The following is an 11,374-nucleotide window of genomic DNA, read 5'->3' as shown; positions in this document are numbered from 1 at the left end:
TTTGCACAATTACACACGTGAAAAAGTTGCCCGGGAGAAAAACTACGGCGTTTGGAATCTGATGCTTGAAAAAGACGTCACGAATAACGCGACGGTCTATGCGGGCATCACGAATGTATTTGATGCTTACGATCCGTACCTTGGTTTGGGTGGGCGCATCTATCGTCTCGGCATGCGTATGACTTTCTAAATTGTTAAGCGCCGCTGTATGAAGTTCGGCATGGTCTGCTTTCATGCAGCGGCAAAGATATTCTCAATTTTTAAGGAGTGGTTGACAAATGGAAAACTTTATTCACCTTTTTAACAGCGGCGGTTTCGTTATGTATCCGCTGCTCATCCTCTCGCTGATCACGTTGGCGATCGCAGTCGAGAGATTCTATTATTTCCGCAATAATCGCAAGGGTTCAAAGACGTTTTTCCACGGCGTTTATCATGCGGCGACGGCGAAGGACTGGGATGTCGTGCGTCAGCTCTGCGAGGAGTTCCCTTCGGCTTTGAGCCGCGTCATTGGGCAGGGCATGGCGCATGACAAGTCGGAAGCGGCGATGAAGAGCGCTTTTGAAGATCGTATGTCGATGGAGTCGATCAGCTTCCACCGCTATCTTGACTACCTCAGTGCCATCGTCACGATCGCGCCGCTCCTCGGTCTTCTCGGTACGGTCACGGGCATGATCCAGACGTTCAGCGTGCTTGATAACGGCGGCGGTGCGGCGGCGATCACGGGCGGCGTCGGCGAGGCTCTCGTCGCGACGGCGAGCGGTCTCTGCGTGGCGATCATCGCCTTCTGCTTCTACACATACTTTGATCATCAGCTCGATACGCTTGTCACGGATACGGAACGTCTTTGCTCGACAGTCCTCGGGGCGAAAAAGGAAAGTTGGGATCAGGCATGAACTTCAGCAAACATCGCACAGGAAAAAAGCCGGTATTCATGATCATCCCGATGATCGACATCATCTTCTTCCTGCTCGTATTCTTCATGATGAACAGCTTGCAGACGGTTGCGCAAAAAGCGCTTGCCGTGCAGCTGCCGCAGGCGCAGAGCGCATCCGCGCCCGCACAGCTGCCGATCATCATGACGCTCGACGAGGAAGGCCACATCACGATCGACAATAAGCCCGTGAGCATCACCGAGTCTGCGACGATTATGAAGCAGCACATGCAGGAGAATGCCAACGCCGCAGTCGTCCTGCAGGCGGACAAGCGTACGGCGCACGGTCAGGTCGTCGCCGTCATGGACATGCTCAAGACGTCGGGAGTGACGCGCTTGTCGATCGCTGCCGAGCAAAAGTGAATGAGGGAAGGAAGAATATATGGAGCAGAACCTTTCATGGAAAAAAGCGTACCTTGCTTCCGCCCTGCTTCACGTCGTAGTCGCTGTGATTTTTGCCATTGGTTTAGCGGAGATCGTCGCGGAGAAGGAGCAGCAGACATACGTTGTTGACCTTGCGACTTCGAATTTCAGCCAAGGCAGCGGACATGAAGGCGGGGGCGGCGGCGCAGCTGCGTTTCCTGAGCCGCTGAAGCCGGAAGAAGTGGCAAAGCGTGTGGAGACCGTGCAGCAGACGCAGACACAACCGATCCTGCCGGAGCCGACGGCTGTAAAGACGCCGGAGGCGGTGTCGGTTCCGGATGCTGCACCGAGCACATCATCCGCGTCTTCGAGCAGCTCCGCGCCTGCGGCAGCCGCCACAGGCACAGGAGAAGGTGCAGGCAGCGGTACGGGTACGGGCAGCGGCACAGGCTCGGGCAGCGGCACAGGATCCGGCTCGGGCACAGGGGATGGACATGGCTACGGTGAAGGCTCGGGTGCAGGTCAAGGCTCGGGCGACGGCAATGTTTCGGGAACGGGCACTTCGCCCTTCGATGCGGCAGGCTTCCGCGCGGCGATCGACGCGAACAAGCAGTATCCCTACATGGCGATCAAGCGCCGTTTGGAGGGATCGGTGTCCGTCATCTGCACGATTGATACGAGCGGCAGCATCGTCAGCGTCTCGCTCGGCAGTTCGTCGGGCAGCGACATCCTCGATGATGCGGCGCTTGATGCAGCGCGTGCGGTCGGCAGCTTCCCAAATCCCACGGGGCAGACCGTCACGGTATCGACACCGGTGAACTTCTACTTGAACTGAGCGCAGGCAAACGAAAGCAGTACGACCCGCAGGGGACGGCGAGAGGAAAGATTAGAATATTTTTTTCTCCCTGCCTCTTCCCATTGCGGGATGATGTGTTATAATGTGAATATAGATAATACTATATTCATGAATTTTATTCAGAAAAGGAGAGTTTTTATGCGTACTATTGTTGTGTATTCGTCTCTTACGGGAAACACGAAGAAGGTCGGCGAAGCGATTGCCAGCGGTCTGCCCGCAGGAACACAGGCGGTTTCCATCAAGGAAGTGCCTGCTGATCTCGCCGACTATGACTGCGTATTCGTGGGCTTCTGGGTTGATCGCGGCACGGCGGATGCGGCGACGGCGGAATTGTTGCCGAAGCTGACGAACAAGCATGTGGCGATCTTCGCGACGCTCGGTGCGAATCCGAAATCGGCTCACGCAGAGGAGAGTCTTGACAAGGCTGCCGAGCTTTTGCCTGAAGGCAAGACGCCTGTCGGCAGGTTCATCTGCCAAGGCGCTGTCGATCCCAAGGTCATCGAGATGATGTATAAGAAATATCCGAAGGGGCATGTCCACGGGCAGTCGCCGGAGCGTGATGCACTCCATGCGCAGGCAGCGACGCATCCGGATGAGGCAGACTTGGCGGCGGCGAAGAAGTTTGCCGAGGAGACGATGGCGAAGATTTCGTGAGGTGAAGCGTGATGGCTTATAAGTTAGAAGAGATGTTTGCCGCCGATACCGAGGAGCAGCGCGAGCTGCAATTTGGTCGGGAGACGGATGATCCGTTGACGGAAAGTTTTCCGAGAAAGCGCGTCGTCCATGCGGGGGTGCGCGGTGAGGTTGTGCCGCCCGCCGAGGCACAGGAGACGTGGCGCAGCATCATGAACACGCCCGCGAAAAAAGGCGAGGTGCAGACGGCGTATATTCACATTCCGTTCTGCAAGACGAAGTGTTTGTACTGCGGCTTCTTCCAAAATGCTGCGCAGCAGTCGGCGGAGGATGACTACGTCGAGGCGCTGATCGAGGAGATCGAAGCGGCTGCCGACGCACCGCGTCTCAAGGGCGGTCTCATACACGCCGTATTCATCGGCGGCGGCACGCCGACATCTCTTTCGGCAGAGAACGCCGTGCGCGTCCTCAGTACGCTGCGCCGCGTGCTTCCCTTAGCGAACGATTATGAGCTGACGCTCGAAGGTCGTATCCACGATCTTGTGCCCGAGAAGATTGAGGCGTGGCTCGCGAACGGCGTCAACCGCATCTCGCTCGGCGTACAGTCCTTCGATACGAAGGTGCGCCAGTCACAGGGCAGACTCGAAACGAGAGAAGAAGTCCTCGAACGGCTCAGACTTTTGAAGTCGTACGAGCAGTGCTCAGTCGTGCTTGACCTCATCTATGGGCTTCCCGGTCAGTCTATGGAGGTCTGGCAGCAGGATCTTGATGATCTCATCGCCTCAGGCATCGACGGCGCCGACTTCTATCAGCTCAATGTATACGAGGGCAGCGATCTTAATAAGCGCATTTCTGAGGGAAAACTTGCTCCGGCGGTGACGACGAAGGAGCAGGCGAAGATGTTCGCCTTCGCGTACGATTATATGAAGAAGCGCGGTTGGCGTCAGCTCAGTATGTGCCATTGGGCGCGCAACAGCCGTGAGCGCAGTCTCTACAATGCGCTCGCGAAACGAGGCGTGCCGATGTTCCCCTTTGGCAGCAGCGCGGGCGGCTTCCTCGGAGGTTATGCCGTCATGCTTCATCGTGTGCTGCAGCCGTACGCGATGCTTGTGGCGAGCAATCAGAAGCCGATCATGGGGCTTGTGAAGCAGTCGGAGATCCAGCCGTTTTCCAACTGTGCAGTCAATATGCTGGAATACGGGCTTATGGATCTTTCGCGCCTTGAAGCGATGGATGAGCGTCTTACGGGACTTCGCTGGCTCTATGAACTTTGGGAAAAGCGCGGACTCGTCGCTTTTAACGGCGTACAGTATGCGTTGACCATCGCAGGCAAATTCTGGGAGGTCAACATCGCGCAGACGACGGTTGAGTGCATTCAGTACCTGTTGACGGGGGAGAATGCGATGAGCGTTGAGCGCATCGCGGCGCAGGATAAGAAGCACGGGAACGAAAAGGAGAAAATGCACGGCGTCGGTATGAACGGCGTGCCGTCGATCGAGATGATGCAGCGTATGCAGAAGATGGCGAAAGGCGGTATGCCGTCGCTGCAGGTGCTCAAAGAGTTCGCCAAGGAAGCAGGCATCAAGGGTATGCCGACGATGGAGGATATGATGCGTCTGCAGAAAATGATGGAAGAACGAAAAGTAGAGGAAAAGTGAGTGATGAAGATGGCGGGCGGCAGGGATTTTCCTGTTTGCCTGCCGTTTCTTTTTCTTGACTTTTCGATTTCGTTCATATACTATTGGAAATTATAGGGGCGGTATCGCCTCATTAGAAGATAAGGCAATCAAGTGTCCCACAGTCTCGAAAAGCAGGCGAGGGGAAAGAAAGGGGCAGAGGAATCTTGGTTTTCCTACAGAAAAAAACAGGCGGCTTTTCCATGCTTTTTGCGGCAGCCGTTCTCTCTTTCGCGCTACTTTTGAGCGGCTGCGGAGGACAGCAGGGGATGCAGAAGGGTCCGGCGCAGGTCAAAGTCATGAAGGCAATGCAGCAGGATACGCCGATCACGAGCGAGTATGCGGGGCAGATTGCGGGCAAGGACGAGGTCAAGGTGCAGTCGAAAGTCTCGGGCGCCGTCGTCGAGAAGTATGTGAAGGGCGGCGACTTCGTCACAGCGGGGCAGCCGCTCTATCGTATCGACTCGCGTCAGTACGAGTCCGCTGTCTGGCAGGCGCAGGCGGCGCTCGCGCAGACGGAGGCGACGCTGAGCAACGCGCGCGTCGATCTCTCACGCTATGAGGCTCTCTACGAGGCGGCGGCGATTCCGGAGCAGACGGTGGCTACGCAGCGTGCAAACGTCAGCGCCTATGAGTCGGCGGCTGAGGCGAATGCAGCGCTTCTTCGCCGTGCGCAGCAGGATCTTGCCGACACGACGATTTACGCGCCGATGACGGGGCAGCTCGCCGTCGACGATGTCGCCGTCGGCACGTTCGTTACGGCGGGCAATACGACGCTCGTGACGGTCGGCACGAACGATCCCGTCTACGCGGCGTTCAGTATCAGTGAGACGGATTACTTGAAGTTCATGGGCGCCGCCATGCGCGGCGCGGGCGCTCCTTCGGCGCGGGTATCGCTGACGCTCGCAGACGGCACGGCATATCCGATCGACGGACGCATCGTCGAGACGGATCGCGCCTTGAAGGACAATACGGGCACTTTGAAGATCAAGGCGCTCTTCGACAACCCCGGCGGTCTTTTGCTTCCCGGCATGTTCGCACGCGTGAAGATCTCGGGACAGACGGTACCGAACGCCATTCTTGTACCCGAGCGTGCCGTGCAGCAGCTTCTCGACAAGTCCTTCGTGATGGTCATGGAGGACGGCAAGTCGAAGGCGCGCACCGTGACGCTCGGCGACAAGGTGGGCAGCTTCTACATCATCAAGGACGGCGTCTCGGCGAATGATCTCGTCGTCGTCGAAGGTCTGACGAACCTGCAGGAGGGCGTCGAGCTTTCTCCGACAGAGGTCACGGCAGCCGATATGGGCTTCTCGCTCGAAAACGATATGAAGGCATTTGACTCCAGTGTGAGCACGTTGGGCAAATAGGCATAGGAGGGCATAAGCTTGGCAAAGTTTTTTATCCATCGGCCGATTTTTGCCATCGTCATCGCGCTTTTGATCGTCATCTGCGGCGTCATCGCGGGGCTTCAGCTGCCGATCGCGCAGTACCCGCAGATCTCGCCGCCGACGGTCACCGTCGGTACGATGTATACGGGTGCGAGCGCGAGCGTCGTCAATCAGACGGTCGCGCAGATCATTGAAGATCAGGTCAACGGCACGCAGGGCATGGACTATATGAGCTCCAACTCGGACGATACGGGGCGCTACAGTCTGACGGTCACGTTCGAGACCGGATCGGACGGCGACATGGATTCGGTCAAGGTGCAGAACAATGTCGCTGTGGCGACGGCGAGCCTGCCCGACGACGTCAAGACGGTCGGCGTCACGACGAAGAAGGCGTCGAACGACATGGCGATGATGGTCTCCATGTATTCGGATAGCGACCTCTACGACAGCACGTTCCTCAAGAACTATGCGACGATCTATCTCCTCGATAAGATCAAGCGCGTGCATGGCGTCGGCGACGTCCAGATCTTCGGCTCGGACTATTCGATGCGCGTCTGGCTCAATCCGGATAAGCTCGCCGAGCTCGGACTCACGGTCTCCGATGTTGCAGCTGCGATCAAGGAGCAGAACATGCAGGCGCCGGCAGGTACGATCGGTGCGATGCCCGTGCCCGAGATGCAGGAAAAGCAGGCGACGGGCAAGATCAACGGCCGTCTCGTGACGCCCGAGCAGTTCGGCAATATCATCGTGCGCGCTTCGGGTGACGGCAGCTTCGTGCGCCTCAAGGATGTCGCGCGTGTGGAGACGGGCGCGAAGACGAACAGCATCATCGCCAAGGCGAACGGACATCCGGCGCTTGCTATGGGCGTCCAGCTCACGAGCGACGCCAATGCCATGCAGACGGTTGCTGCCGTCAAACAGGTCATCGACGAAGCAAGGCCGAACTTCCCGCCCGAGATGCGCTGCGATACGATCGTCGATAGTACGAACTACATTCGTGAGTCTATCACGGAGGTCGTGCACACCTTCGTCGAAGCGCTTCTCCTCGTCGTGCTCGTCATCTTCCTCTTTTTGCAGAGCTGGCGTGCGACGCTGATTCCTCTTCTCGCTGTGCCGGTATCTTTGATCGGCACGTTCATCGCCTTCATCGCGCTTGATTTCAGCATCAACACATTGACGCTCTTCGCGATGGTTCTCGCCATCGGTCTCGTCGTCGACGACGCCATCGTCGTCATCGAAAATGTCGAGCATCACATGAGCGAGGGGTTGAGTGTTGTCGATGCGACGGAGCGCGCGATGGACGAGGTGCAGGGACCTGTCGTGGCGATCGCTTTCGTGCTCGCCGCTGTGTTCGTGCCCGTTGCTTTCCTCGGCGGCATGATGGGCGTGCTCTACAAGCAATTTGCTTTGACCATCGCCATCTCTATGGCGATTTCGGCATTTGTCGCTCTGTCCTTGACGCCGGCTCTTTGCGCTTTGATCTTGAAGCCGCACGCGAAGGACAAGGCGGACAAGAAGGGCATTCTCGACCGCTTCTTCGACGGCTTCAATACGTGGTTTGACAAGACGAAGAGCGGCTACTTGGGCATTGTCGCCAAGATGATTCGCAAGTCGCGTTTCGCCATTCTCTTCATGGTGCTCGTCTGCGCGCTTACGGCGATCGTCTATAAGAACATGCCGTCGACCTTCGTGCCCGATGAGGATCAGGGATTTTATATCGTTTCCGTAAGCCTGCCGCCCGGCACGTCGACCAACGTCACGCAGGAGAGCATGGACAAAGTGCAGGCCTCTCTCAAGGAGCTGCCCGGCGTCGATATGGTCATGGCCATCAATGGTTTCGATATCCTGTCCTTCGGCGCGAAGTCGAGCGCGGGCACGATCTTCGTCGGACTCGATCCGTGGAGTGAGCGCACGACGATCGAGACGAATATCAACATGCTCATCGGCAAGACCTTCGGCATTGGCGCGAAGGTCGCGCCTGAGGCACAGGTGATTGCATTCAACATGCCGGCGCTGCCGGGACTTGGCATGGTCGGCGGCTGGACGATGCAGCTGCAGGATATGTCGGGGCATACGGATGAAGAGCTTGATACGATCACGAAGCAGCTCGTGCAGGCGATGAACCAGCGTCCCGAGCTGCAGGGTGTGCGGACGACGTACAGCGTCAACTCGCCGATTTACGACTTCGAGATCGACCGCGAGAAGGTCAAGCAGCTCGGCGTGCAGATGAGCGACGTGTTCACGGCGCTGCAGGTCAACTTCGGCGGCTATCAGGTCAATGACTTCAACCAGTTCGGCCGTACTTACAAGGTCATGATGCAGGCGGATATGCCGTATCGCTCGGAGGTTGAGGCGACGCGCTTCATCTTCGTCAGGTCGAGCGCGGGCACGATGGTGCCGCTTGACACGCTCCTGAAGCCGAAGCGCGGCACGGGCGCACCGATCATCTCGCGCTTCAACTCGGCGCGTGCCGTTCAGATCCAAGGCAACGCCGCCTCGGGCTACAGCTCGGGCGACGCGATGCGTGCGGCGGAAGAGGTCGTATCTGAGGTCGCGCCTGCAGGATTCAACGTCGAGTGGTCGGGTCAGAGCCGCGAGGAAAAGACGGCGGGAAGTTCGACGCTTCGCGTGCTCGCCTTGTGCTTTGTATTCGTATTCCTTTGCCTCGCGGCTCTCTACGAGAGCTGGAGTGTGCCGTTTGCCGTGCTTTTGACGGTGCCGACAGGTATCTTGGGCGCGCTTCTTTCCGAGTATGTGCTCGGCATGGGCGGCATGATTCTGTTCCACCACATGAATGCAGGGCTGCAGGACAGCATCTACATGCAGATCGGCATCATCATGATCATCGGTCTGGCGGCGAAGAACGCGATCCTCATCGTCGAGTTCGCGAAGGTGCGCGTCGATCGGGGCATGGAGCCGGTCAAGGCGGCGATCGAGGCGGCGGGGCTGCGCCTTCGCCCGATCCTCATGACGAGCTTCGCGTTCATCATCGGCTGCCTGCCGCTTGCCGTTGCAACGGGCGCGGGCGCTTCTGCGAGAAACGGCATGGGCGTCGCCGTCGTCGGCGGTATGCTCTTTGCGACGATTCTCGGCGTGTTTTTGATCCCTGTGTTCTACGTCATCGTGGAATGGATCGCTGCGAAATTTGGTATGCTCAAACAGGCGAAGAAGAAAACGCCGGTCGATTATATGTGATAGTGTTGGAAGATGCGGCTTGCGGCACTTCTTGGCGAGAAGCCGCCCTGCGGGGCGGCTTCTTTTCGTGTATCGGTTACGACAATCATCTTGTTTGCCGCTCATCGTATGGTATATTTTGGCGTATGTGTGCGGGTCGTTCTTCATGCGGACGGACAACGGTTTGTCTGTTTTCCTATGCTGCATATCTATTTTCTCTTAAAAATATGGGCGAAAGGGAAAATTTGTGATAAGATAGAAGGGCAATCGTCGGAGCGGTACATGGATGCGATGCTCCGGGAAATGAGGAGAGGAATCTATGGAAAATATTTTGGGGACAGCGCTCTTGATGCTCGAAGGTGCACAGATCACTTTGGAAATCTTCTGTGTGACGCTTCTTTTGTCGCTTCCCCTCGGTCTTGCCGTCGCGCTTTGCCGCATATCAAACCTCAGACCGCTGCGTCACTTGATGGAGTTCTATATCTGGATCATGCGCGGCACGCCGCTGATGCTGCAGCTTCTCTTCGTCTACTTCGCCTTGCCGATGATCGGCATACGTCTGCCCGACATCGCGGCGGCGCTTCTCGCCTTCACGCTCAACTATGCGGCGTATTTTGCGGAGATTTTCCGCGCGGGTATTCAGTCGATCGGGCGCGGACAGTACGAGGCGGCGAAGTCGCTCGGCATGACGTATACGCAGACGATGCGGCGCATTATCGTGCCGCAGATGATTCGCCATGTGCTGCCGCCTGTGAGCAACGAGACGATCAATCTCGTCAAGGATACATCTCTCATTTATATCTTGGCGATGAACGATCTTTTGCGCGTGGCGCGTACGATCGTACAGCGTGAGTTCGATATGACGCCGTTCTTTGTGGCGGCTGTCTTTTATCTCGCGATGACGTTCGTTTTGACATGGGGATTCAAAAAATTGGAGGCGTACTATGGCAAGTACGAGGAATGAGCCGGCGATCCGTATGCACGGCATCCATAAGAGCTTTGGTACGAACGAGGTCTTGCGCGGCATCGACATTGAGGCGAGGCGGGGCGAGACGCTTTCGATCATCGGGCCGTCGGGTTCAGGAAAATCGACGTTGCTTCGCTGTATCAACCGTCTCGAAGAGATCGATAAAGGGTCGATCGAGGTCGATGGGGACTTCCTGGCTTTAGAAAATGAGGCGGGGCATACGGAGTATGCTTCAAGCGAGAAGAGTCGTATGCTTCTCTTGAAAATGGGTATGGTGTTTCAGCAATTCAACCTTTTTCCACACATGACGGTGCTTGAAAATCTTTTGGAAGCGCCGATGCAGGTCAAGGGCATGAGGCGCGAGGAGATCGTGCCGACGGCGGAGGAGCTTCTTAGAAAAGTCGGGCTTTACGATAAGCGCGACGCGTATCCAACGCGGCTTTCGGGCGGGCAGCAGCAGCGCGTCGCCATCGCACGCGCCTTGGCGATGCGGCCTGAGATCATGCTTTTTGATGAGCCGACGTCGGCGCTTGATCCCGAGCTTACGGGCGAGGTCTTGAAAACGATGCGTGAACTGGCGACGGAGCACATGACGATGGTCGTCGTCACGCATGAGATGGCGTTTGCCCGTGAGGTGTCGCAGCAGGTGGTGTTCATGGCGGACGGTACGATTGTGGAGCAGGGAAAGCCCGACGCGCTTTTCCAACACCCGCAGGAAGAGCGTACGCAGGCGTTTTTGCGCAACATGCTTTGAGGTTACGGGAGGGGTTCGCATGAACGTGTTGTTTCGTCGTCTGGTCTTTTTTGCTCTGCTGCTGGGTGTGATTTTTCCTGCTTTTTTTGCTTTTCACACGGCAAAAGCGGCGCCTCTTGCCGAGATCAAGAATGTGCGCGTCCACGCAGATAAGGACAAGGTGCGCATTGTCGTCGATGCAGATGGTGAAGTCGATTACCGCTCGATGACGTTGACTGCGCCGGGACGCGTCGTCGTCGATCTTTTGGGTGCGCGTCTTTCACCGTCGGTGACGAAGAGTCAGGAGATCAAGAGCCGCTTTGCGACGAAGGTGCGCTTGGGGCAGTTTGACAAGAGCACGGTGCGCGTCGTTGTGGAAACGGAGATATATAAGAACCGCAGCAATTACGATGTGTTTTCTTTGGAGGGCGGCGCTGTGCCATACCGCGTGGTCATGGATTTCGGCAATCTGTCGGGCGGCGCGGTTTCTTCCGGCAGCGCTTCTTCGGGCGGCTCGAACATCGATTTCGGTCATGGGACGCGCTCGACAGATGAAGAGGACAGCTCCGCAGACGCTGCGGATACATCTTCTTCGGATGCGGAAAACGCCGTTTTGCCGCCTCGCTCGAAAAGCGAGGGCAGCGCTCTGCCCG

The 11,374-nt window shown here is 57.2% G+C and carries 11 protein-coding genes; all 11 read left to right on the top strand.

Going from position 1 to position 11,374, the window contains the following annotated elements; genetic code table 11:
- Window positions 1-190: hypothetical protein (locus ACTTKG_RS06080; RefSeq protein WP_442673356.1), on the top strand; the 190-nt coding region annotated here is incomplete at its 5' end.
- Between the two features lie 88 nt (window positions 191-278).
- Window positions 279-893, top strand: coding sequence for a MotA/TolQ/ExbB proton channel family protein (locus ACTTKG_RS06075; protein ID WP_442673355.1), 615 nt, complete (start codon window positions 279-281; stop codon window positions 891-893).
- Complete coding sequence (locus ACTTKG_RS06070) at window positions 890-1,294, top strand: ExbD/TolR family protein (RefSeq protein ID WP_442673354.1); 405 nt, start codon at window positions 890-892, stop codon at window positions 1,292-1,294. The genes ACTTKG_RS06075 and ACTTKG_RS06070 overlap by 4 nt, the downstream gene beginning before the upstream one ends.
- A gap of 19 nt (window positions 1,295-1,313) precedes the next feature.
- On the top strand, window positions 1,314-2,129 hold the full coding sequence (locus ACTTKG_RS06065) for a TonB family protein (protein WP_442673353.1): 816 nt from the start codon (window positions 1,314-1,316) through the stop codon (window positions 2,127-2,129).
- Between the two features lie 159 nt (window positions 2,130-2,288).
- A complete protein-coding gene (locus ACTTKG_RS06060) occupies window positions 2,289-2,804 on the top strand; it encodes a flavodoxin family protein (protein ID WP_442673352.1) in 516 nt (171 codons plus the stop codon).
- An 11-nt stretch (window positions 2,805-2,815) separates the two neighbouring features.
- Complete coding sequence (hutW, locus tag ACTTKG_RS06055; RefSeq protein WP_442673351.1) at window positions 2,816-4,441, top strand: heme anaerobic degradation radical SAM methyltransferase ChuW/HutW; 1,626 nt, start codon at window positions 2,816-2,818, stop codon at window positions 4,439-4,441.
- 221 nt (window positions 4,442-4,662) lie between these two features.
- On the top strand, window positions 4,663-5,826 hold the full coding sequence (locus ACTTKG_RS06050; RefSeq protein ID WP_442673350.1) for an efflux RND transporter periplasmic adaptor subunit: 1,164 nt from the start codon (window positions 4,663-4,665) through the stop codon (window positions 5,824-5,826).
- Window positions 5,827-5,844: 18 nt separating this feature from the next.
- A complete protein-coding gene (locus ACTTKG_RS06045) occupies window positions 5,845-9,042 on the top strand; it encodes an efflux RND transporter permease subunit (RefSeq protein WP_442673349.1) in 3,198 nt (1,065 codons plus the stop codon).
- Between the two features lie 298 nt (window positions 9,043-9,340).
- Window positions 9,341-9,985, top strand: a complete 645-nt coding sequence (locus ACTTKG_RS06040) for an amino acid ABC transporter permease (RefSeq protein WP_442673348.1) — start codon at window positions 9,341-9,343, stop codon at window positions 9,983-9,985.
- Window positions 9,966-10,742: an amino acid ABC transporter ATP-binding protein gene (locus ACTTKG_RS06035; RefSeq protein ID WP_442673347.1), complete on the top strand. Its 777-nt coding sequence runs from the start codon at window positions 9,966-9,968 to the stop codon at window positions 10,740-10,742. Before ACTTKG_RS06040 ends, ACTTKG_RS06035 begins: the two co-directional genes overlap by 20 nt.
- 19 nt (window positions 10,743-10,761) lie before the next feature.
- Window positions 10,762-11,374, top strand: a 613-nt coding sequence (locus ACTTKG_RS06030; protein ID WP_442673346.1) for an AMIN domain-containing protein, incomplete at its 3' end; no start/stop codon positions are given.

Origin of the sequence: Selenomonas sp. (genome assembly GCF_052169755.1) — a bacterium.
Classification (GTDB): domain Bacteria; phylum Bacillota; class Negativicutes; order Selenomonadales; family Selenomonadaceae; genus Selenomonas.
The sequence above is the reverse complement of the archived record's forward strand: the minus strand, read 5'-3'. Positions and strand labels throughout refer to the sequence as shown.

Coding starts and splice junctions, on each gene's coding strand:
- ACTTKG_RS06075 (WP_442673355.1), top strand. CDS start 279: ATGGAAAACTTTATTCACCTTTTTAACAGCGGCGGTTTCGTTATGTAT.
- ACTTKG_RS06070 (WP_442673354.1), top strand. CDS start 890: ATGAACTTCAGCAAACATCGCACAGGAAAAAAGCCGGTATTCATGATC.
- ACTTKG_RS06065 (WP_442673353.1), top strand. CDS start 1,314: ATGGAGCAGAACCTTTCATGGAAAAAAGCGTACCTTGCTTCCGCCCTG.
- ACTTKG_RS06060 (WP_442673352.1), top strand. CDS start 2,289: ATGCGTACTATTGTTGTGTATTCGTCTCTTACGGGAAACACGAAGAAG.
- hutW (WP_442673351.1), top strand. CDS start 2,816: ATGGCTTATAAGTTAGAAGAGATGTTTGCCGCCGATACCGAGGAGCAG.
- ACTTKG_RS06050 (WP_442673350.1), top strand. CDS start 4,663: ATGCTTTTTGCGGCAGCCGTTCTCTCTTTCGCGCTACTTTTGAGCGGC.
- ACTTKG_RS06040 (WP_442673348.1), top strand. CDS start 9,341: ATGGAAAATATTTTGGGGACAGCGCTCTTGATGCTCGAAGGTGCACAG.
- ACTTKG_RS06035 (WP_442673347.1), top strand. CDS start 9,966: ATGGCAAGTACGAGGAATGAGCCGGCGATCCGTATGCACGGCATCCAT.